A 22265-nucleotide genomic window follows, 5' to 3' on the forward strand; every position below is an offset into this window, starting at 1 on the left:
TGATCGGGCGAACGGGGAGAATCGGGGTGGGCGCGCCGGCGGGCCTCATGGCGCCCGCCGGCGCTAGTCGTAATAGCCGTGGTAGTGCTCGCCAGGGAGGGCGCGGGCCTTGTTGCAAATCAGGTCGACCCGGGCGCAGTTGTCGAGCCGGGCCAGCGCTTCCTTGACCTGGCGCTGGGTGGTGGTTTCGGACTCGACCACCATCACCACCTGGCCCATCTGGGACGCCAGCACCCCGGCCTCGGTGGTCAGCAGCAGGGGCGGCGAATCGAAGATGACGATCCGGTCCGGGTAGCGGTTGGCGATTTCCGACAGCAGCTTGCTCATCGCCTGACTGGCCAGCAGTTCGGTGGCGTGCTTGTTGTTGCGGCCCGCCGGCAGCAGGCTCAGGGTCGCGATGTTGGTCTTGAGGATGACTTCCGAGAGGCTCAGCTCGTTTCCCAGCAGGATATCCATCAAGCCCAAGCCGGGCGCCAGGCCCAGCACCCGCAGCACCGAGGGCCGCGCCACGTCGGCGTCGATCAGCAGCACCGTGTGATCTTTTTCCATGGCGATGCTCATCGCCAGGTTGATCGCGCAATAGGTCTTGCCTTCGCCGGGCAGGGCGCTGGTGACGACAATCAGGTTGCCGTGCCGGATCCCGCCCGACACCGCCGCGCGCGCGTTGCGCAGCAAGGGCCGCTTGATGATGCGGAAATCCTCGGCCACGCTGGTGCGTCCGCCATCGTGGGTGACCATGCCCATCTGGTGCAGGCGCGCCAGGTTGATGTCGACCTCGCGCGCCGGCTCGGCGGGATAGCCGTCGGCGGCCGCTGTGAGAGAACTGTCCACGTTGTACTCCCCGGGTTAAGACGTGAAAAATCCGGACGCCATGAGCGCGCCATATGCGCCCAGCAGGGCGCTGAAGGCCAGGCCGAGCAGGTACTGGCCGCGCCGCAGCTTGCGCCGTTCGGCATCGGTCCAGCTCATCGAGACCGTGCCGATCACGTTCAGGCCGGTGATCTCGCTCAGCGCGCTCGGGCAGACGAAGGTCGGACGGACCTGGCTGACCAGCACTGCCGCGCCGAGCCCGGCGCAGAGGGCGATGGCCAGCACGCCGCTGTAGAACAGGCGGCGGTTGGGGCCGCTTGGGGCGACCGGCATGATGGGCGGATCGATGATGCGGAACGTCATCATTTCGGTCGAGGAACTCAGGTCGCCCGACAGCTTGGCCGACTCGCGCCGTGCGATCAGCTTTTCGTAGTTATCCTTGTTGACGTCATAGTCGCGGTTGAGCTGGGCCAGCTGTGATTCGACTTCGGGCACGGCATTGCTCTGTTCCTGCAGGCGTTCCTGGCGCACCGTGTATTCGTGCACGCGCACGCGCATGGCGGCCACCTTGGCGTCCGCTTCGGTCAGGGCCACCTTGAGCTGCTGCAGCATGGGACTGTAGTAGCGGCCGGGATCGCCGTCGCGCTCGGCATGCTTGCTTTCCTCGATCTTGCGCGCTTCGAGCTGGGCCAGCAGGCGGCGCGCGGCGATCACGTCGGGATGCAGGTCGGTGTACTGCAGGCGCAGGGTGTCGAGATTCTTGTTGATCGCCGCAATGCGCGCATCGATGTCGGGATTGACGACGGTGCGTGCACGCGATCCGCTGCCGGCCGGCTGCGGATCGCCATTGATGCGTGCCTGGATCGCCAGGCGCGCCTGCTCGGCTTCGAGCAGGTCGATGCGCGCGGTGCTCAGGGCATCGCTGGCGATGGCCAACTGGGCGCCGTAATCGACGCCCTGGCGCGGCAGCAGGGCGCTGTTGCGCAGCTTGAATTCCTTGACCGTGTTTTCGGCCGCGACCAGGCGCTGTTCGTAATTCTTGATCTGCTCGTCGATGAAACGGATGGCTTGCTGGGAATCGCCCTTCTTGCCCTTGAAGCTGCCTTCGAGGAAGATGGTCAGCAGCGCCTGCACCACGTCGTGCACCTGCTTGGGATTGTCGCCGGCGTAGGTAATCGAATAGATATCGTTGGTGCTGGTGTCGGTGATTTTCAGGCGCGCCGCCAGCTCGTCGATCTGGCTTTCGCGCTGGCGCGGCGTGGTGGCGTTGACGTCGAGGTCGACCATGCGCAGCACGCGCTCCAGGTTCGGGCGGCTGAGCAGGGTACGGCTCATGATCGACACTTGCTGCTGCACGTTGGGGATGCTGGTCATGCCCGCCATCAGCGGCTTGAGGATGCTCTGGGTATCGACGAACACGCGCGCCGAACTCTGGTAATTGTTCGGCAGGCGCAGCACCACCACCCAGCCGGCGCACGCCACCACCCACATGAGGCCGACGGCGAGCCAGCGATATTTCCAGATGCCCCTTGCATGCAGCAGCATCTGGCTGATGAAGTCCTCCATATCGTGTGGGTCTCCGTAAGTCGGGCAGCGATCGGAAGGGCTCCTGCCAGCTTCACTACGCGTTCGATTATATGTCTGAGGAAACAGTAAGATTTCGCTGATCACGGGCGCGTTGATTCCCATCAAAAGCGGCAAAAGCGGATGCCCGCGGCACCATCGTGCAAAAAAAACAGCCCGGTCAGGCGCGCTCCTGACCGGAAAAATGCAGGCTGCCAACGAGCCGTGCATCAGGGTCCCCGCCGGGCGTCCGGCGCCCGCATCCCCGGCCGGCGCGGACGGCGCTGCAGCGGTTGCGGACCCTGCGATGGCTTCGGACCTCCAAGCCATCTTCTTGTTGTCTGCATCATGGCCGGATCCGGCCTACTTGCGGCGGCGCGCTAGCAAGGACATGCCCAAGAGGCCCAGGCCAAAGATCGCCAGGCTGCCCGGTTCCGGTACCGCCACGGTGTTTTGCAGGGCGTTGGCCAGGGTGGTCTGGTTGATCGTCAACTGGTAGGTATCGAACTTGTTGAGCCAGGGCGTGACCGCCGAAAAGCTCATCGTTCCCGGGTTGTAGGTCGACATGCCGGGGAAGCTGTCGGTGCGGCTGACATTGCCCTTGCTGTTCAGTTCGCCTGGCTGATAGGCGAACACGAGCTGTCCGGTGCTCATGTTCATGATGTTCATGGTCCACGACAGGCGCGCGATGGCGTTGGTGTCCATGCCGGCGCCGTTGCTGGCATAGGCCTGGGTGAAGGGCGTGCCGTCGAAGGCGATGGTCATGGTTTCGCCCACGCCGAGGGTGAAGTTGAATGAGGTCGAGGTACCGACATCGGAGTCGCCGGCGGCCTCGCCGTCGGTGGCCAGGGAGGCATCGGCGCGTGTTTCGGAGCGCACCCCGGCCAGTGTCGTCCCGATCGTCATGGCGCTGCCGGTCATGTTCTGGTCGGCGTAGCCGAAGGTGCCAGGCACCGGCGGCGGACCGGAAAAGGCGGTGAAGTTGTTTTCGGCGCGCGGTGCATTGGGCAAGCCGACGAACTGGTGCGCGACATCGGGTGTCGTGCCGCTGAGGATGCCGCGATTTTGCGGCTTGGCGGCCAAGACCACATCGTTGAGCGAAGCGGTCGCATGGGCCGAGTTGGTGCCGTCGAGCATGGTGAAATCCGTCGACTTGAAGGCGGTACCGCTGGAATGGAGCAGGCGGAAGTTGTCGATCACGAGGACGGCCTGGGCAAATGCATCGGCGCGCGCACCGTTCATGGCGGCCAGGCAAAGGCCGGCAATCGCCGCGTTTTTCAACAGTGATGTCGGGACTAGTTTCATAGTTAACTCTCCGGTGGTGATGAAGTGGGGAAGCGTCGACAGCTTGCGGCGCCGCCGTGCCTGCCTTGTATGCAGCAACCGTGCCAGTCATTTTTTCTGTATTAAATCAATGGCTTGGGCATTTCAGTCCGGCAGTGGAGAAGGATTGCGGCGGGCATGCCAAAAATCCCGACGGCGCGCGTTTGTGCCAGAACAATGGCGCGTGGAACAGCGTGAACTTCCGTACGGATGGCCCTGTCTGACCTGTACAACTTTGCGGGCGGGCCGGCAGGCGGCACGCGCGACCACGTGGAAGGAAAGAGAGCCATGTTTCAAGACGAGCTACCGATTGCAACATTCGAGATGCCGGCGGGCTTGCGCGAGCCGGACGGAGGCGTCGCCACGGCGACCGAGCCCGATCCGGGCCAGACGACGCAGGCATGTCATATCCGCCTGGCCAATTCAGCGGGACGGCGCGAAGCGGCCAGCCTGCTGATCCGCAAGATGTACGGCTGGCGCGGCTATGCCTGCGAGCCCAGCCTGCACCACGACCCGAACAAGGTGACCCTGTACGCCGAGACGGGCGGAATGCTGGTCGGCACCATGAGCCTGTGCCTGGACAGCGAATTCGGCTTGCCGGCCGATGACAATTTTCGCGACAAGCTCGATTCCTTGCGCCGCCAGGGACGGCGCCTGTGCGAGCCCTCGCGCCTGGCGATCGACAAGGGCGTGACCAAACGCGTGTTTGCCTCGCTGATCCACATCTCGTATCTGTACTCGCACAAGCTGCTGGGATTCACCGATTACGTGATCGAGGTCAATCCGCGCCACGTGATGTTTTACAAGCGCATGCTGGGCTTTTGCGACTTTGGCGGCGAGCGTCCCTGCCACCGGGTGGGCGCGCCCGCCGTGCTGCTGCGCCTGCCGCTGGCGGAGATGGGCGAGCAGATCCGCAAATGGGGCGGCTTGATGGAGCAGCATGGCGAGGAGCGCTCCTTCTATCCGTATTTCTTTCCCGAGCATGACGAGCTGGGCATCACGGCGCGCCTGAACGGCGGCTACCAGACACATGGAGGCTGCGATGCGTATTATTGAGGAGCAAAAATTCCGACACGAAGAGCGCGACCCGGCATGGAAGCGCGGCGTGCTGGCGGCGCTGCGCGCCATCGTTGGCGCCAGCCATGCCACGGACGACCCGGCCGGGTTGCGGCGCTACACCCGCAGCACGGCCGCGCGCGCCACCTTGCCCTTGGCGGTAGTGCGGCCGGCCTCGCAGGCCGAGGTGGTGGCGCTGGTGCGGCTGGCCGCGCAGCATGGCTTGCCGCTGTATCCGCTCAGCACCGGCCGCAACTGGGGTTACGGCGATGCCTGCGCGGTTGGCGACGCCCAGCTCATCGTCGACCTGGGCAGGATGAACCGCATCGTCGAGGTCGACGCCGAACTCGGCTACGCCGTGATCGAACCGGGGGTGACCCAGCAACAGTTATCGGATTATTTAAGCGGCGAACAGCTGGACTGGTGGATCGATTGCACCGGTGCCGGTCCCGACACCAGCTTTATGGGCAATATCCTGGAACGCGGCTTCGGGCACTCGCCCTACGGCAACCGGCTGCAGCACGTGTCCGGCATGCAAGTCGTGCTGGCCAGCGGCGAGGTGCTCGCTACCGGATTTGGTCACTATGCGCGGGCGCGTGCGACCCATCTGTTTCCCTACGGCGTAGGGCCATTTCTGGACGGGATGTTCACGCAGTCGAATTTCGGCATCGTCACGCGCATCGGCATCTGGCTCCAGCCCGCCGCCGAGTGCGTGAACCATTTTCTGTGCACGGTGTCTGAACATGAAGACATTGGGCCCGTGGTCGACGCCCTGCGCCCCCTGCGCATGAACGGCACCTTGCGCAGCATCGTCCATATTGGCAATGACATGCGTGTCATTTCCGGTGGCCGGGTGTTTCCCCGATCTTTGGCGCCAGACCAGTCCTGCCTGCCGTCGGCGTTGCGTGGCGCCTTGCGCGAAGCGGCGGGGGCTGGCGCATGGACGGTGTCGGGGGCGCTATACGGGAGTGCCGCGCAGGTGGCGGCGGCGCGCATGGCCATCAGGGCAGCGTTGCGGGGCACGCGCGCGCGAACGGTGTTCTTGAGCGAACGCAAGCTGCGCTGGGGTGGCATGCTGGCCCGCCTGCTGGGCGAGTCGCGGGCTGGCGTGCGCCTGCGCGCGCGGGTCGGCATGGGCGAGGCGCTGTTTGCCATGAATCGGGGCAAGCCGAACGGACGCTTCCTGGCGGGCGCGTACTGGCGACGGCGCGAGGCACTGCCGGCCGGTTTTCCGCACAAGGCCGATCCGGCGCTGGATAACTGCGGCATGTTCTGGATTTCGCCGGTACTGCCCATGCGCGGACAAGATGTGCTGGACTTGCACGCGCTGGTCGAGCCGCTGTTCGCCGCCCACGGGTTTGATTTGTTCGTCACGTTCAGCATGATCAACGAACGCGCGCTCGGCGCCGTGCTGACGATTGCCTACGACAAGGAGGATGCGGCCGAGGTGGCGCGCGCCAGGGAGTGTTACCAGGCGGTGTTCGACAGTGTGATGGAGGCTGGATACATTCCTTATCGGGTTGGCAACCAGTCGATGGCGGCGCTCGATCCGGGTGGCGATGTCTACTGGAAAACGGTGGCGGCGATCAAGGCGGCACTTGATCCTGCGGGGCTGATCGCGCCCGGACGGTACGAGCCGGGCCGCGCCAAGGGGCTGCTGGCGGGTGGCGCGGGCTGAACCGGAAGCCTGCCGGGTCTGGCGATCGGCAGCCAGCGGCGCGGACCGGACGGATTGGCGAGGTCGGCAAACAACGCTATCCGGAAAATGGATGGAAAGAACGGCGACGATCGGCCCGGCGGGGCGGACAGGAGGTGATTGCAGCGCAATGAATTCGCGTGGCTCGGTACAGAGGCAAGCCGGTCAGGAAAAGCGGGCCGAACAGCCTGGCGCGGGCGCGTCAATCGCCGCGCCAGGGTCGCACAGCGTGCGGTGTCCGGCCGGGCGGTCCTGATGCGGGCGAACGGTTGGCATGCACGGCTGCGCCCGGCCCGCGCCTACAGCGTGCGCAGCAGCGCGACGGCCTGCTCGTGATGCGCCGAACGCTGCGGTTGAGCCAGCAAGCGTTCCAGTTCGCGCCGCGCTGCCCGTTTGTCGCCCGAGCGCGCCAGCGCCGTGCCGAAATGAAAGTGGATATTGCCGGCCGCGGGCGCGAGCGCACTGGCTTTACGCAACAGGGGGAGGGCGCTGGCCAGATCGCCGCGCTCGGCGTGGATCCAGCCGAGTGTGTCGAGCACGGCGGGATTGCCGGGCGCGAGCGCGTGGGCCCGTTCGGCGTAGGCTTGCGCGCGGCTGTCGCCGCTCTGCTGGCACGCCCAGGCGAGGTCGTTGAGGGCGATCAGGTTGTCCGGCTCGGCCTTGAGCACAGCTTCCAGATGGCCGATGGCCGCCTTGTAATCGCTTGCGACCAGCTTGCTGCTGGCATAGTACAGGCGCGCCGGGACGTCGGCGGGATGCTCGCCGAACCAGCGGGCCATGCGGGCGTCGGCGTCGGCGGAGCGGCCGAGTTTGTTCAAGGCGCCGTGAATCTGGATCAGCAGCGCGCCGTCGGCCTGGCGTTCGAAGGCGCGTTCCCAGGCCGCGAGGGCGGCGGCGTGCTGGCCTTGGGCCGCCAGCACATCGCCTTCGAGCTTGTAGCCGTTGGGGGCGTCCGGCTTGCGCTGCTGGGCCTCACGGGCCAGGGCGCGCGCTTCCGTGAATTTCTGTTGTCTGATCAGGATATTGAGCACGCTCATTTGTGCATCGAAGAGGGATGGATCGATGCCGAGCGCCTGGCGCAGGGAGACGAGGGCGGCTGTGTCGTCACCGCGTTCCAATTGCAGGCTTGCCATCCGGACCAGCGGCATGGGCGAGGCCGGGGCCAGTGCCGCGAGGCGCGCATAGGCATCGAGGGCCGCGTCCAGATCCTGGTTGAGCACGTAAATCTGCGCCAGCATGGCGGTCGCCTCGGGACTGGCGGGATTGGCCGTTTCCAGGGTGCGCGCCAGTTGCAGCGCCTTGGCTTTCGCGCCCGCCCGGGCGTACAGATCGGCAAGGCGCAGGGCCAGCGGCAGCGCGTCGGGCTCGGCCTGGCGGGCGCGTTCGAGCCAGGCGACGGCCTCGGCCAGTCTGCCGTCGCGTTGCGCCAGCCCAGCCAGCGCTTCGAGCAGCGCGCGGTTGCGCGGCGCCTTGGCAAGCGCCGCTTCGTAGCGTTTGCGGGCGTCGGCCGGTTTGCGCTGCGCCAGGTCGAGCTGGGCCAGGTTGGCCAGCGCGGGCAGATACAGCGGTTCGAGCGCCAGGGCGCGGTTGAAGCTGGCGCGCGCCTGGCTGGCGTCGCCGCGCGCCAGATGGATGCCGCCTTTCAGGTTCTGGACTAGGGGATTGTCGTCGCGCCGTTCCATTTCCTGCACGGCAGCGAGCGCTTTGTCCGTGTTCTTCGCCCGCAGATGGGCCATGACCAGCAATATGCCGACGCGGGGGGCGCCGGCGTCGAGTGTGGCGGCGCGTTCCAGTTCGGCGATGGCGCGGCTGGTGTCGCCACTGCCCAGACGGCTGAGCGCAAGCGAGGTACGCAAGGCGGCGGCTTGGGGCTGAAGGGCGCTGGCTTGCTCGAAGAACGTGGTGGCGGCGCCGTATTCACGCGCGCTCAGCTTGGCTTCTCCGGCCAGGGTCAGCAGTTCGACATCGTCCGGATGGTCGGCCAGCAGCGGAGTGAGCAGGTCGAGTGCGGCCTTGGGCGCATTCGCGCGCACCTGCAGCGAACTCATCAGCTTGGTGGCATACACGTGGCCCGGATAAGCCGCAAGAAACTTTTGCAGATGCTGTTCGGCCTGGCCGGTCGCGCCCAGCGCCGACTCCACCGCACCGGCCAGCAGAATGGCCGGGTAGTGGTCGGGCGCCACCCGCAGCACCTGCTGCAGCGATTCGCGCGAGGCCGCCAGTTTTTGCTCGCGGAAGTCGAGCATGGCCTGCGCGTAGGTGACTGCCAGCGATGCGCCGCTCAGCTTGCGCGCCGCGCCGATGGCGTCGCGCGCCGGCCCGAAGCGGCCGGCATCGAGGTGCAGACTGGCGACGTCGAGCCGGGCCTGGACGTTGTACGGTCGCAGGGCGAGAATGCGCTCGTGCGCGGTCAATGCCTGATCGGGCTTGCCGGCGGCGCGCAGCAAGTCGGCGTTAAAGCGCAGGCAATCGATATTGTCGGGATCGATAGCCAGCGCGCGCTGCATCAGCCGGGCCGCTTCGGCCTGCTGCTTGCCGGCGGCGGCCATGCGGGCCATGCCGAGCAGGGCGTCGGGCAGGTCGGGATGCAGCGCCAGCGCTTGCGCAAACAGTGCGCTGGCCTGGGCGCTATCGCCGGACCCCAGCAGGGCATGAGCGCGCAAGGCCAGGATGGCCGGACCTTGGGCTGGCGGGGCCGCCGGGTCTATGTCGGAAAGCAAGCGTTCATACTGGCCCTGCATCAACAGCGACTGGCCGATGAGCAGGGGAAGTTCGGGCAGCGCCGCGCCCAGGTCGCGTGCGCGGCGCAACTCTTTTTCGGCCGAGGGGGCGTCGCCTTGTTCCAGGTAGACCTCGCCCAGCAACAGGCGCGCGTCGCGGTCGGCGCTATTTTTTTGCAGCGCATTCTTGAGCACAATCACCGCCGCCCGCGCATCCCCTTTGGCGCGCAGCTCCTTTGCCTGTTTCAGCACGGCGGCAGGATCGCTTTCTTTGCAGCCACCGAGAATGGCGGCCAACAGCATGGCAACGGCGATGGCGATGGCGGCCAAGGGCCGCGGCCAGCGGGATACAGAGCGGGACATGGCATTCTCCTGACGGGCCAGGGTACTGGCATCCCTCTCAGAGTAGGGAGTCGGTAAGGCAAGTCCTTGTGTGGCATCAATATTTTTCATTTGTGGAAATATCGTTCTGATCCGCATGAAATTGCTGTAAATCAAATGTTTACAGGCGGCGCTCCGTAGAATTTCCTTGGACGCCATCGTGTTGCGGGACCCGGTCGTGCAAGCACGAGTGCCGCTGTCGCCGGCGCGGTTCGCCGGTTTTCCGATCATTGGCGCGACGTCGGCCCGGGCCGATGCGATGCCGCAGTACGCTTCAGGCGCGCCACGACGGCGCGGCCTGTCCAGTCTGGAGACCTTGATGCCGAGCACCACCGTACCTAGCCCTTACCAGCAAGTCCAGGCCAGCCTGCGCGCGACGCAGCATCACTGGCTCATCACCGGCGTGGCCGGCTTCGTCGGCTCGAATCTGCTGGAAATGCTGCTCCAGCTGGGCCAGCGGGTCACCGGGCTGGACAACCTGATGACTGGCTACCGCGCCAACCTCGCCCAGGTGCGCGCCCTCGTGCCGGCGGCGGCCTGGGCCGGTTTCGATTTCATCGAGGGCGACATCCGTTGCCTCGACAGTTGCCGGCGCGCTTGCAAGGGTGTCGATATCGTGTTGCATCAGGCGGCGCTCGGATCTGTCGGGCGCTCGATCGCCGATCCGATTCTCACCAGCGACGTCAACCTGATCGGTTTCCTGAACATGCTGGTCGCCGCCCGCGATGCCGGCGTGCGCCGCGTTGTGTATGCGGCGTCGAGCGCGACCTATGGCGACCATCCGGGCTTGCCCAAGGTGGAAGACCATATCGGCCGCCCGCTGTCGCCGTATGCGTTGACCAAGCATGTCAACGAGGTGTATGCCGAGATGTTCGCGCGCTGCTATGCGACCGACGCGATCGGGCTGCGCTATTTCAATGTGTTCGGCCCGCGCCAGGATCCACGGGGCGAGTACGCGGCCGTCATTCCCCAATGGTTTGACGCGATGATCCACAACCGTCCGCTGCGCATCAACGGCGACGGCGATAGCAGCCGCGACTTTTGCTTCGTCGACAATGCGGTGCAGGCCAACCTGCTGGCCGGCCTGGTGGACGATTCGGCGGCCGTGAACCAGGTGTATAACGTGGCGGTCAACGCGCGCACCAGCCTCAATGAACTGTTCGCGATGATGCGCGCGCTGCTGGCCGAACGCTTCCCGCACATGGCGCACTACCGGCCGGAATATGGCGCGTTCCGGGTGGGCGACGTGCGCCATTCACAGGCCGATATCTCCAAAGCCGCACGCCTGCTCGGCTACCAGCCGACGCACCGGCTGGAAGATGGCTTGCATGAGGCGCTGGAATGGTATATCGCGCATACCGGTGCCCCACAGGCATAAATGGATTGCCCCGGCACGCCGGCCCTGGCCCGCGGAAGGTCAAAATTTGCGCGCCGGAAGCACACGCACCACGCTGCGGAAGTCGACGGTGTGCAATGTTACCGGCCGGCGCCATACTCTCGCCACGTACTCCATCACTTTCTCGGCCTGCGGCAGGTCGAGGCCACGACCGTCGCGCAGGTAATCGTGGTGCAGGGCCAGGGCGCCGTCGGCTCCGACCTGGCTGACCGCGATGCATGGCGCGCCATAGTTGAACTTGGGCGCGAGGATCGCTTCGCGGATCTGGTGGATGTCGCGGCTGGCGATCGTGATATCGCCATCCTGGCGCGTTTCATAGACGAACAGGTCGAGCTTGTCAGCCACATCCTGGTCCAGGTAATTGCGCACGAAGCCGAAGTCGTCTTCCTCGCGGCAAATCCGCCTTGCCTGCGCCAGTCCGTGTTTGTCGATGATGTGTTCCCACAGCGAAAAACCCAAGTGGTAGGGATTGAGCGACAGGGCCAGCTGCTGTCCGCTGGCGAACGGGCGCACCACGTCCGAATGCGACTTAATTGCCGACACGTACAGATCGTGGGGCAGGAAGGTCGCTTCGCGCAGCAGGCGCGCGTGCCAGTAGGAAGCCCAGCCTTCATTCATGATCTGGCAGGCGTGGATGGGATGGAAATAGTAGGCTTCTTCGCGCACTGCAAGGAAAATGTCGCGTTCCCAATCTTCCAGATCGGGGGCATAGTGGGCGATGAACCACAGCAGGTCGTACTCGGGCTGGGGCGGCAGCGGCGTGCGTTGCGGCGGATCGTTGCGCGGCGGTGCAAGATGCTCGCCGGGCAGGCGCGCATAGCGGTCGTGGAAATGGTTGAGCGCTGGACCGGTGTGCGGCGTGAGGAATTCGGGATAGCGGGGCCGGTGCAGCGCTTGATTGACATCGATATGCGTTTCGAGCGCGAGCGCGGCATCGAGCACGGCTTCGACCCGGTCTTGTCCGTGGGCGCTGAGTGCGCGTTCGAGCCGGCGCGCCCGGGCCGCGCTCTGGTCGAGGATATGGCCGCCTGCCATGGCCATGAAGCGCGAAAATAATTGATTGTTCTTGGCAAAATCGGCGTGCCCGAGCACGTGCGCGGTGATCAGGGTGTTTTCGGCCAGCGAATTTTGTTCAAGCATGAACGCGTGGCAGGGGGCGCCGGGGAACATGACTTCGAAAATTTTCGAGTGGCCCATGTGCTGGCGCGCCAGCTGGTGAATATAGCGTACGCCAAAGGACCAGTGCCGCATTCGGACGGGCAAGCCATACACGGCGATCTCGACCATGAAATTGGCGGGTACCAGATCGAAGGTCACCGGATGGAAATCCAGGCCGAGTTCGATGGCGAGCGCTTCCAGGCGCGCGCTGTAGTCCGCCAGGACGGCGCCGGCCTGGTTCATGGCGCCTCCTTCGCCGCGTGCACAGCTTCGCTGGTGAAGAACTTGCGCAGCGCGCTCCAGACATCGTCAGGGTTGCTGAGTACGGTACTGCCGATGGCAAGGCCCCGGCGCTCCAGCTCGTTACACAGGCGCCGCATTTCCGTTTCCAGCGCGCGCACCGCGCTGGGCAAGGTTTCGATATAGCCAGTGTAGTTCAACAGCTTGCCCAGTTCGGTCAGGGTGGCGCTGGCCGCCGTGCGGTCTTCGGCGAAATTTTCGCCATCGGAGGCGTAAAACAGGTAGAGATTGTTTTGGGACGGGTCGAGTTCGGTACGAATCAGGTCCAGCACCAGCCGGAACGCGCTCGATGCAATGGTGCCGCCCGTGCCGGAGACCTGGAAGAACTCGCTCTCGGTAAATTCCCAGGCGTGGGTGGTATGGGCGATGAAGCGCGTCTCGACCCGGGCGTACTGGCGGCGGATGCCTTGCAACGCGAAGAAAAAGAAGGATTTGGCAAGCTTGCGTTCGTGTTCGCTCATGCTGGCCGAGACGTCGAGCACGAACAGGACGGTCGCGCTGGTGCTCGGGCGCATCCGCGACACCAGTTGCCGGAAGCGCAGGTCGTCGTTGGTGAAGGGCACCGGATCTGCCTGCACGGCGCGGCGCTTGATCGCTTCCTTGATGGTGCGGCGCCGGTCGAGGCGCGAGCGGGCGCCGCGTTTGTCCCAGCCTTCGCGCACCAGCTCCACATCGTCGATGCGCGCGCTGTTTCTGGGCTTGAGGTCCGGCAGTTTCAGTTCTTCCCACAGCCAGTCCATGACCTCGTCGATCGACAATTCGAGCAGCAGCTTCACCTCGCCATCCTGGTTGCCACCTCCGCCCGGCGCGCTGCCATCCCCGGCTTGTTCCGGCGCACCCGGTTGCAGCACATCGCCCGTCTTGCCCACGCCCTGGGCGGCGCCGGTCTGGCTACGGCCGTCGGCGAGGCGGAAGCGGGCGTGTTCGAGCAGGCGCACCGGCACCTGGACGGTGCGTTCATGCGGGCCGGTGATCAGGTCGGGGCCGGCGATGAGCTCGGGCAGATGGTTTTGCACCGCTTCGCGCACTTTGGCGTTGTGGCGCAGCCAGTCGCGCGCCCCGCGCGAGAACAGGTCGTACCATGCCGTGTTAATTGTCGCCGTCACACGATTTCTCCGGAACCCGCTTATTCTTGCGCCAGTAAGGTCGTGACATAGTTCAGCGCTTCGCGCGCGCTGTGGCTGTCATAACCGTATTCATCGACCAGCCGCTTCTCGACGGCGGAAATTTTCGTGCGGATGTCGTCGTCGGGACGCTTGGCCGAGCTGACCAGGCGCAGTACGTCGCGCCGTTGTTCGAACAGGTATTGTTGTACCGCGTCGTTCAGCTGCAGATGGCTTTCCAGGCTGAACTTGGTGCCCCGCTTGTAGGCGCCCATCGCCTTGCGCACCACTTCTTGCCGGAACGATTGCTTGCCCGACTCCGAAATATGAATTTTTTCTTCGACCGCGCGCAAAAAGCGTTCGTCCGGCCGTCGCTCCTCATTGGTGATGGGGTCCTTGATCTGGCGGTTGTCGAGCATTGCTTCGACCTCATCGAGATATTTGTTGAGCAAATCCTGGGCTTCCTGCTCGAACGACACGAACAGTGCCTTGTGTACGTCTTCCTTGACCCAGCGGTTGTAAAAATCCTTGCGCGTCAATACCAGATAGTCGACCCATTTGCGTTTTTTCTTGGGATCGATGCGGGCATCGCTCTCGATGCCATCCTTTAAGGCCAGCAGCACATCCATGGTCGACAGGCTCTTGCGGTTGGACTGGATGATGGCGTTTGACAATGCATTGATCACGAAGCGCGGCGACACCCCGGCCAATCCCTCGTCCGGCGCCTTGTCCTTTTCCTTGATACGGCGGACATCGGCGCGGTTGACGCCTTCGACTTCCTCGTTGGCATGGATGCGCACCTTGCGCACCAGCTCCACATCCTTGTCGTCGCCATCCTGGATGCGGCTCAGGATGGCGAACACGGCGGCCGCGTGCAGCACATGCGGGTCGAGGTGCACGTCGCGAAACGCCGGCGCCGCCGAGGAAATCAGTTTTTTGTAGATGCGCGCTTCCTCCTTGTAGTTGAGCGTGTAGGGCACCTGGATGATGACCATGCGGTCGAGCAGCGCTTCGTTTTCGCTCTCTTGCAGGAATTTGCGGAACTCGGCCAGATTGGTGTGCGCCAGAATGGTTTCGTCGAGGTAGATGAGCGGAAAGCGCGAGACCTTGACGTTCTTTTCCTGGGTAAGGGTGAGCAGCAGGTACAGGAATTCGCGCTTGACCTTGAGGATTTCAATCATTTCCAGCACGCCGCGGCTGGCCGCGTACACGGCGCCCGACCATGACCAGGCGCGCGGATCGCCTTCGTCGCCGTACTGCGCCACCTTGGACAGGTCGACCGAGCCGACCAGGTCGGCCAGGTCGGCCGTGGTGGGGTCGTGCGGGGCGTAGGTGCCAATGCCGCTGCGCCCCGATTCGGACACGAAGAAGCGCTCGACCGGCATCTGCATGAAGTCGCCCGCGTACTGGTCTTCCAGGCGCGCGCGGCAGTGCGGACAGACTTCGCCGCTGATATCGATGCCGTAGGTGTTGCGGCAACTGGCGCGCATGGTGTGCGGCACCAGGTGCAGGGGCGATTCGTGCACCGGGCAGCCGGCGATGCCGTACAGCGCGCCGTCATCGGTGTGGCTGTACTCTTCCAGAGCGCGCTTGAGCAGGATGACCAGGGTCGACTTGCCGCCAGACGGCGGCCCCAGCAGCAGCAACAGGCGGCGCCCGACCTCGGAGCCGGCGGCGGCCGCCTTGAAGTAGTCCACCACCCGGTCGATGGCCTCGTCGATGCCGAACAGGTCTTCACCGAACAGGCGGCAACGGAAATGGCCGCCGCCATCTTCCGTGCAGGTGGCGCGGATCATGTCCCAGATATACTGGTGGGAACTGCGCGCGGCTTGCTGCGGCACGCGTGGCAATACCTGTTCCATGAACTGGGCAAACGTGCCCGACCAGTGGCCGGCCCGGTGCTGGCGCGTGAAGTCGCCCAGGCTCTCGATGAAAGAGGCATGCGGGTCCTGCACGGTCGTCACGGGGTCGTCGCCGGAAATGCTCACGTTGGCTCCTGGTTGGTTCTTTTTCAGTATCTGCGCGCGCTCAATGCGCGGACTGACACACATCAACGTGCGTAATTGAACCTATGGGGAGTTTTACGAGCTGATGTGCTGGGGGAGTGCGCCGGGCTTGTCACGCCATGCTGTCCCGTAAGTTCGCTTGCGCACAGAAGCACTCGGCCATTGCGATTACGATACAGTTTCTTAATAACCTAGAACAGCGTGAAGGAAAAGCCCATGTCAGCATCTACCCATTCCGATCAAGTGGCGGAACTCAGGTCCAAGATCAAGTCGATTCGCTTCGCCATGTTCACGACCGTCAATGAGCAGGGCCGCCTCGTCAGCCGCCCGATGACCAACCAGGAAACCGACAGCGACGGCAACCTGTGGTTCTATACGTCCACCGACACCGAACTGTGGGAAGACATCGTGGCGCGTCCGGAAGTCAACGTCAGCTTCGCCGAGCCGGACAATCATGTCTATGTCTCGGTCAGCGGGCGCGCCGAGCGCATTGTCGACCGCGCCAAAATCAAGTCCATGTGGAATGGAGCGGTCCAGGCCTGGTATCCGCACGGCCCGGACGATCCGCATGTCGTGCTGGTGCGCGTGGTATCGAGCAGCGCCGAGTACTGGGATTCCAACGCCGGCAAGGTGGTCAGCCTGTTCGAAATGGCCAAGGCGGTGCTGACCGGTACTACGCCCGAGGTCGATCCGGGCGAACACGGCAGGATCAATCTCTGAGCCAGCCCGGTTCCGTGCACGAAAGCGAGCAGCAGGCCAGGCTGACGCGCATGCGCCGCATCGCCACCGGCCTGCTGGTGGCGATGGCCGTGCTGTTCGTGGTCGCGCGCCTGCTCGCATCGCGCCATGCGGCCTTCGGCTTCGTGGGCGCGTTCGCGGAAGCGGCGATGGTCGGCGCCATCGCCGACTGGTTCGCCGTCACCGCCTTGTTCCGCCATCCGCTGGGCTTGCCCATCCCGCATACCGCCATCATTCCCACGAATAAGGAAAAGATTGGCGAGAATTTGGGCAATTTTCTCGAAACGAATTTCATGAGCTACGAGGTCGTGCATGCCGAACTGGTGCGCATCGACTTCGCCGGTTCGGCCGCGCATTGGCTGGCGCAGCCCGCCAACAGCCGCGCCGTAGCCGACCAGGCCGTCAGCGCGGTGCCGGTGCTGCTGCGCATGATCGACGACAAGGATGCCGCCGGCTTCCTGCGCGAAGCCCTGTCCGGCGCGCTGGAAGAGGTCAAGCTGGCGCCCATCCTGTCCCAAGTCTTGTCGGTGCTGGTGGCCGGGCGCCAGCATCACGTGCTGCTCGAACGCCTGCTCGGGATCGTCGCCGGCGCGCTCGAAGCGCACCGTCCCTACATCCGCCAGAAAGTGCACGAGCACAGCCCGCGCTGGCTGCCGCGCGCCATCGACGAGAAATTCTACGAGCGCCTGATGGAAGGGGTGGAAAATACCCTGGAAGAAATCCGCGGCGAAGACAGCGAATGGCGCGTGCGTTTCCAGGCCGCCACGGAGGAGTTGATCGACAACCTTGCCCATTCACCCGAATACGAAGCCAAGCTGCGTGGCTTGCTGGAAACCAGCCTGAACCATCCGCTGTTCCGGACCTACGTCGGGCAAGTCTGGGAAGACGTGCGCGACCGGCTGATGGCAGATGCCGAATCGGACGATTCGCAATTGTCGAAGCACCTGCAATCGGCCCTGCAAGCGTTCAGCCGCGCGCTCGAGCGCAATCCGGCGATCCAGCAGCGCATCAACGATTGGCTGCGCACCTTCGCCGCCGAGACCATCGTGGCCAAGCGCGAGCTGATCATCGCCCTGGTGCGGCGCGTGATCCGCAGCTGGGATGCGGAAACCATTTCGCGCAAGTTCGAGCTGCATGTCGGGCGCGATTTGCAATATATCCGCATCAACGGCACCATCGTCGGCGGACTGGTGGGCCTGGGGCTGCATGGCGTCTCGCTCCTATTTAACTAGCGGGCGTGGGAGGTGCGGGTGCCAGCGCGCTTGCCCGGCGCTACGCGCCCCTTCCCGCTTCCCTATTTCATTTGCTTGATCAGGCGCCACGCCATGAACGAGAGCACGCCCACACCAGCGAGCAGGGCGGCCCACAGGGCGAGCAGGCGGGTACGGGCGGCGGCGGCCGCCTTGTCCGCGGCGCCGGGACCCTCGTCGGCGGCGGCCTTGAGCGTCTGCATCGGCCCGGCCACGGCGCTTTCGAGCGCGACGATTTCGGCCGGCGTGAAGCCGGGCGCCACTTGCGCCAGCGCACTGGCGCCCGGTTTGGCGTCGGTGCGTCCAAAGGAGAGCCGGTACGGCGCCTTGCCATTGGCCAGAAACACCAAGGTGGCCGGTGTCCAGGCCAGGCGCAGCGCCGGCGCGGCGGCGCCCGCCGTGTCCGTGCGCACTACCCATTCGGCCTGGTGGGCGGGCGTGATGCCGATATCGCCCGAGGCGCGCCGTTTACCACCCTGCGTCAACTGATAGAAAGTGGCGGCCGCCATCGGCTCGAACTGCCAGCTCGTCTTGTGGCCGCCCTGCGGGTCGGGCAATTCCACATAATGGCCAAGCTGGGCCGGCACGACCACGTTCTGCTCGCCCAGGTCGAGCCCGATGCGCTGCACGGGAATGGCCAGCGCGGCAGGGTAGACATGGTCGTTGGGAAAGCGTCCCGGCCTGGGCTGGATCACGAGGCGCTCCACGGCCGGCGCTACCGCCGTCTCCAGGGGCGACTCGGCGCTGATGGCGGCAAACTGCAGCGGCTTGCCCTGGCGCCAGCTCAGGCGCGCGTAGCGGAACGAGCGCGCCTCGAACTCCATGCGGTCGCTGGCCAAGGTGTCGCCGCGCTCGTTCACCAGCCACGACAGGTCGCTCTCGCCGACCGTATCCCAATGCTTGAGATCGTTGCTCGCTTCCAGCACCACGCGCGCGCTGTAGCTGCCCACCCCGGCGGGCAGCGCGAAGCGCAGGGCGTCGATGGCGATCGAGGTGGCCGGGGCGCCAAGGTCGAGCACCAGGGTATCGATCACAGACGCCGCCGCAACCGGGCGCGAACGGGCGCTGACCGACAGCACCGTGCCGTCGCCGGAACGCTGCACGTCGATATCCATGTCGGCGTTCGAGCCGGCCGGACGCGCCGTCTGCACGGCGAACAGGCGCACCGGCAGGTCGCGCCGCGAGCGCTCGGCCCGTGCCGCAGGTTCCTGCAGGCTGAACGGCAGCTTGTTGCCCTGCGCATCGAACAGGCGCAGGTCGCGCAGGTCCGCCGTGCCGGCGTGCAGGTACACGTCTTTCGGCAGGCGCAGCTGAACTACCGATTCTTTCCCGCTCACGCTCAGCGGCATGGCATGGCGGTAGTCGTCCGGCTTGTCGCTGACCGGCGCATCGGCTGCGGCAAGCGGGGAGGCAGCCGCCGCCAGTGCGGCCAGGCAAAGGCAAGCCAGTGGTGTTTTCAACATGGGTTCGACTCCTTGGTTCATGCCGCGTCCGCTTCCGGCGGCGCATCGTGTTGCGTTGGGAACGGTGCAATATAGCCGATCAAGACCATCAGCAAGCCGACGCCGACAAAACTGACAATGCGCGCCACCCCGCCGACGTCCGACAGGTCGACCAGGAACAGCTTGCCGACCACCAGCCCGAGCAGCACCGCGCCCACCACCCACTGCTTGCGCGACGCCTGCTTCGCCGCGCGCCACATCAGCAGCAGCGCCGAGACGCTCCACACCAGCGACAGCATGGCCTGGATGAACTGGGAGGCGAACAAGGTGTCGACCTTGTATGGAATGCCCAGATAATGCGCCGCCGTGCGCAGCAGCATCAGGTTGAACCAGGCGTAGCCGGCCCAGGCCAGCGCCGTGGGCACGCGCGCCAGCAGCATCCGTTCGCTGTCGCCCGGCTTGTCGGACAGGCGCATGCGGTAGCACACCACCGCCAGCAGCATGGCAAAACCGCTGGTCAGGTCGAGCGGGTTGAGCACCGGCAGATAGGGCAGGGGGGACATGGCGCCATCCTGGGTCAGGTTCCACAAGGCCGCGAGCAGCAGCGACCAGCCGCTCGCCAGCGGGATCAGCACGCCCCGGTGCCAGCCGGCCGCGGGGGAGCTTGGCCACTTGCCGGCGCGTGCGCGGGCGCTGAGCCAGACGATGGCCAGCATCATCAGCCAGGCCGGAATAAAGTTCACCCAGCTGCCGCTGGTATGCCAGCCAGCCTGGCTCAGCAGGACTGCATCGGCGTTGTCGACGCCGTACAGCCAGCGCGATACCGCGATCGCGGCGGCTGGCCAGATCATCAGCCACGGGCCGGCGGTACGCAGGGTGTGCAGGGCCTGGAGCCAGGGCGTGGCGATAGTCCAGCCATTGAGCGGCCAGCGCTTGAGCAGGTATTCCGAGCTCAGCCACAGGCTGGCGAGGGCAATCCCGGCGTGCAGCGCGATGGCATTGCCGTCGTACAGTTGCGACAGGACGGAAACGGTCGCCCCCAGCAGCCCGACCCATCCGGCAGTGCTGAACCAGCGCAAGTCAGGCCACCCCAGCCGGCGCGCGGCGGCGGCAAAGGCTAGCGCCGACAGGGCCAGCGCGACACCATACACCGACAGCACCGGCACGTTGGCCGCGCGCGCACTGCCGCCAAAGTCGTAGTGGCTGTCAAGCCAGGCGCAGAAAAACACCAGCACCGGAGCGAACCACCAGAGCGCCGACCACTGCAGCATGGCCCTGGACAGCTTGGGATGCCGCTGTTCCGGCTTGCGCTGCAGGGCCCAGCTGCTGAAGATCGCGCCGGCGAAGACGATCAGCGCGCCCAGGAATGGTGTGTGAAACAGGTCAATGCGCGGCGAATACGAGGTAAACAGCAGGCCGAATGTCAGCAGCAGCAAGGCGGCGCCGCTGATCGCCTGCAGGAGCAGCGCCAAGGCGCGCGCCAGCGGCCAGCGCATGCGCGCGGCGATGAACGCCAGGATCGCCGATGTCGCCAGCGCGCTCGAAGCCAGCAGCGCGGCCAGGGTGCCGTCGCTGGTGCGCAGCATCGCTTCTGTCCAGGCGCCGCCGACCAGCCACAGCGCGGCGACGGTCAGGAAGGCGCCGGCCAGCCAGGCCGGCAGCGGCGTCGGCAGGTCGCCGTCGCGCGAGCGGAAATTGCTGGCCATCAGGAAAGCGGTGCCGGTCAGCAGCAGGAAGCCCAGCCACAGATTGGCATTGGCTGCCTCGGCCTGGCCATGGATGCCGCTGATGGCGGCGATAAACGAGATCCAGGCGCCTGCCTGCACCAGCAGGCCGAAGGCGCAGGTGAGCGCCTGACGCTGGCGCAGGCCGACCCAGACCACGCCGGCGCCTTCCAGCGCCCACGCGGCCGAGGTCCAGCGGCCATCGAGCGCGAACGGCAGGGCCAGGGTGCCGAATACGAGGCCCAGGGCCAGGAACGATTCCACCAGCAGCCTGAAGTTTTGCGCGCCGCGCCGCCACATGGCCAGCGCCGCCGTGGTGTAGAACAAGCCCAGGCCGAGGGCGGAGAATGCCACGCCGAAACGGGACTCCTTGACCAGCCCGAACTGGAGGCCGAAAGCCACCAGCGGCACGCCGAACACCAGGGTGGCGTCGACATAGTTCTTCAGCGCCGGGGCCTGGCGCGCGGCGTAGGCGATCGCGATGGCCACGTAGAACAGCACGAAGACGATCAGGAACAGCTGGGTGGACAGGTAGTTTTCCGGTGCGTAGCGCAGCACGCCCCAGGCGGTGCCGATCACGAAGGTAAAGGCGAAGCCGATCAGGTTCAATGTGCGCCACGCGCGCTTGAGCGCAATGCCCAGGATGCCGGCATTTAACAGCGCGTAATACGAAAACAGCGCGATGTGGCTGCCCTGGCCGGTGGACGTTATGATCGGTGCCAGGAAGCCGCCGGAAATGCCGAACACGGCCAGCCAGAAGGCATTTTGCAGCACCGCCAGCAGGCAGGTGAAGAAGGTCAGCGTGAACAGCAGGCCGAATGCCAGGCCACTTGGAATCAACTGGTACAGGCGGAACGCGCCGAAGGTCACCAGCATCAGGATACCCAGCGCGGCGCCCTGCACGGGCAGGCTGATGGCACGGCGCGTGTCGCGGATGCGCCAGCCCCAGACCAGCAGGGCGATATCGGCGATCACGATGCCGGCCAGGCGCAGCTCGATCGGCACGGTGGTGCGTTCGGCCGCATATTTGAGCAGGAAACTGACGCCGATAAACAGGATCAGCAGGCCGAGCTTGGCGACCAGATTGCCGGTAAATAGCCATTTTTTCGCCGCCAGCAGCCATGCCGGGGTTGGCGCGGCAGGCGGCTCGGAGCGCTCCGGGCGAGGCATCGCTTGCGCCGGCGCGTCCGGCGTCGGCGCTGGACGGGGAGCGGCCGGCACGGGCGGCGCGGGAGGAACCGGACGCGGCACGGGTACGCTGACCGGTGGCGCCGCCGGCATATAGGCAACCTTGGTGTCGTCGGAAGCGGTGCGCGCGGGCGGCGCTGCGGGACGGGGAGGCAGCGGCGGCGCGGTCACGGCTGCGGCGCCCGGCACGTCGCCCTGCGCGACAGCAGAAGCGCGCTTTTGATATGCCTTGAGCGCGAACACTTCGGCGGCCAACGCCGCTACGTCCTTCTCCAGCTCATCGGTCCGATGCCGGGCCGCCTTGCGAAAGCGCAGAAAGTGAAAATAGAACGCGATCAGTAGCAAGAACAAAATTACGTCCATCAATTTTCCTTGGGTTGCGAACTAGGCAATTTTGCATCTTAGCATTCC

14 protein-coding genes are annotated in these 22265 nt (G+C 65.4%); 5 read left to right on the top strand and 9 right to left on the bottom strand.

What is annotated here, in order from left to right:
• Positions 1 to 63 precede the first annotated feature (63 nt).
• From IV454_RS23465 to IV454_RS23475, 3 genes are all read right to left on the bottom strand, one after another.
• On the bottom strand, positions 64 to 831 hold the full coding sequence (locus IV454_RS23465; protein WP_229521803.1) for an XrtA-associated tyrosine autokinase: 768 nt from the start codon (positions 829 to 831) through the stop codon (positions 64 to 66).
• A gap of 15 nt (positions 832 to 846) precedes the next feature.
• Positions 847 to 2376, bottom strand: a complete 1530-nt coding sequence (locus IV454_RS23470) for an XrtA system polysaccharide chain length determinant (protein WP_206088081.1) — start codon at positions 2374 to 2376, stop codon at positions 847 to 849.
• A gap of 360 nt (positions 2377 to 2736) precedes the next feature.
• Entirely contained in the window at positions 2737 to 3678 is a 942-nt protein-coding gene (locus tag IV454_RS23475) for an EDSAP-1 family PEP-CTERM protein (protein WP_206088082.1), read from the bottom strand.
• 306 nt (positions 3679 to 3984) lie between these two features.
• On the opposite strand from IV454_RS23475, the gene IV454_RS23480 reads away from it, so the two are divergent.
• Together IV454_RS23480 and IV454_RS23485 are read left to right on the top strand one after the other, a co-directional pair.
• Complete coding sequence (locus tag IV454_RS23480) at positions 3985 to 4752, top strand: N-acyl amino acid synthase FeeM domain-containing protein (RefSeq protein ID WP_206088083.1); 768 nt, start codon at positions 3985 to 3987, stop codon at positions 4750 to 4752.
• Complete coding sequence (locus IV454_RS23485) at positions 4739 to 6430, top strand: FAD-binding oxidoreductase (protein ID WP_206088084.1); 1692 nt, start codon at positions 4739 to 4741, stop codon at positions 6428 to 6430. The genes IV454_RS23480 and IV454_RS23485 overlap by 14 nt, the downstream gene beginning before the upstream one ends.
• 317 nt (positions 6431 to 6747) lie before the next feature.
• On the opposite strand, the gene prsT is transcribed toward IV454_RS23485, so the two are convergent.
• On the bottom strand, positions 6748 to 9531 hold the full coding sequence (prsT, locus tag IV454_RS23490; RefSeq protein ID WP_206088085.1) for an XrtA/PEP-CTERM system TPR-repeat protein PrsT: 2784 nt from the start codon (positions 9529 to 9531) through the stop codon (positions 6748 to 6750).
• 337 nt (positions 9532 to 9868) lie between these two features.
• On the opposite strand from prsT, the gene IV454_RS23495 reads away from it, so the two are divergent.
• The gene (locus IV454_RS23495) at positions 9869 to 10927 is read left to right on the top strand and encodes an SDR family oxidoreductase (protein ID WP_206088086.1); all 1059 of its coding nucleotides are present in this window, start codon (positions 9869 to 9871) and stop codon (positions 10925 to 10927) included.
• Between the two features lie 39 nt (positions 10928 to 10966).
• On the opposite strand, the gene IV454_RS23500 is transcribed toward IV454_RS23495, so the two are convergent.
• Genes IV454_RS23500 through IV454_RS23510 form a run of 3 tightly spaced genes read right to left on the bottom strand, consistent with a single transcriptional unit; the run spans position 10967 to position 15494 of the window.
• Positions 10967 to 12346 (bottom strand): SpoVR family protein, encoded by a 1380-nt coding sequence (locus IV454_RS23500; protein WP_206088087.1) that lies wholly within the window; start codon positions 12344 to 12346, stop codon positions 10967 to 10969.
• Positions 12343 to 13509 (bottom strand): DUF444 family protein, encoded by a 1167-nt coding sequence (locus tag IV454_RS23505; protein WP_206088088.1) that lies wholly within the window; start codon positions 13507 to 13509, stop codon positions 12343 to 12345. The genes IV454_RS23500 and IV454_RS23505 overlap by 4 nt, the downstream gene beginning before the upstream one ends.
• Positions 13510 to 13529: 20 nt before the next feature.
• Complete coding sequence (locus IV454_RS23510) at positions 13530 to 15494, bottom strand: serine protein kinase (protein WP_229521804.1); 1965 nt, start codon at positions 15492 to 15494, stop codon at positions 13530 to 13532.
• 234 nt (positions 15495 to 15728) lie between these two features.
• Between IV454_RS23510 and IV454_RS23515 the strand changes: the two genes are divergently transcribed.
• On the top strand, positions 15729 to 16232 hold the full coding sequence (locus IV454_RS23515; RefSeq protein WP_206088090.1) for a pyridoxamine 5'-phosphate oxidase family protein: 504 nt from the start codon (positions 15729 to 15731) through the stop codon (positions 16230 to 16232).
• 14 nt (positions 16233 to 16246) lie between these two features.
• Positions 16247 to 17482: a DUF445 domain-containing protein gene (locus IV454_RS23520; protein WP_229521805.1), complete on the top strand. Its 1236-nt coding sequence runs from the start codon at positions 16247 to 16249 to the stop codon at positions 17480 to 17482.
• A gap of 62 nt (positions 17483 to 17544) precedes the next feature.
• On the opposite strand, the gene IV454_RS23525 is transcribed toward IV454_RS23520, so the two are convergent.
• Positions 17545 to 18963, bottom strand: a complete 1419-nt coding sequence (locus tag IV454_RS23525) for a DUF3999 family protein (protein ID WP_206088091.1) — start codon at positions 18961 to 18963, stop codon at positions 17545 to 17547.
• A gap of 17 nt (positions 18964 to 18980) precedes the next feature.
• Entirely contained in the window at positions 18981 to 22217 is a 3237-nt protein-coding gene (locus IV454_RS23530) for a DUF2339 domain-containing protein (protein WP_206088092.1), read from the bottom strand.
• Positions 22218 to 22265 lie beyond the last annotated feature (48 nt).

This window comes from Massilia antarctica (assembly GCF_015689335.1).
Lineage (GTDB): Bacteria > Pseudomonadota > Gammaproteobacteria > Burkholderiales > Burkholderiaceae_D > Telluria_A > Telluria_A antarctica.

Excerpts from the sequence above, each read along its gene's own strand:
- IV454_RS23470 (WP_206088081.1), bottom strand. The coding sequence starts at position 2,376 with ATGGAGGACTTCATCAGCCAGATGCTGCTGCATGCAAGGGGCATCTGG.
- IV454_RS23475 (WP_206088082.1), bottom strand. The coding sequence starts at position 3,678 with ATGAAACTAGTCCCGACATCACTGTTGAAAAACGCGGCGATTGCCGGC.
- IV454_RS23480 (WP_206088083.1), top strand. The coding sequence starts at position 3,985 with ATGTTTCAAGACGAGCTACCGATTGCAACATTCGAGATGCCGGCGGGC.
- IV454_RS23485 (WP_206088084.1), top strand. The coding sequence starts at position 4,739 with ATGCGTATTATTGAGGAGCAAAAATTCCGACACGAAGAGCGCGACCCG.
- prsT (WP_206088085.1), bottom strand. The coding sequence starts at position 9,531 with ATGTCCCGCTCTGTATCCCGCTGGCCGCGGCCCTTGGCCGCCATCGCC.
- IV454_RS23495 (WP_206088086.1), top strand. The coding sequence starts at position 9,869 with ATGCCGAGCACCACCGTACCTAGCCCTTACCAGCAAGTCCAGGCCAGC.
- IV454_RS23500 (WP_206088087.1), bottom strand. The coding sequence starts at position 12,346 with ATGAACCAGGCCGGCGCCGTCCTGGCGGACTACAGCGCGCGCCTGGAA.
- IV454_RS23515 (WP_206088090.1), top strand. The coding sequence starts at position 15,729 with ATGTCAGCATCTACCCATTCCGATCAAGTGGCGGAACTCAGGTCCAAG.
- IV454_RS23525 (WP_206088091.1), bottom strand. The coding sequence starts at position 18,963 with ATGTTGAAAACACCACTGGCTTGCCTTTGCCTGGCCGCACTGGCGGCG.
- IV454_RS23530 (WP_206088092.1), bottom strand. The coding sequence starts at position 22,217 with ATGGACGTAATTTTGTTCTTGCTACTGATCGCGTTCTATTTTCACTTT.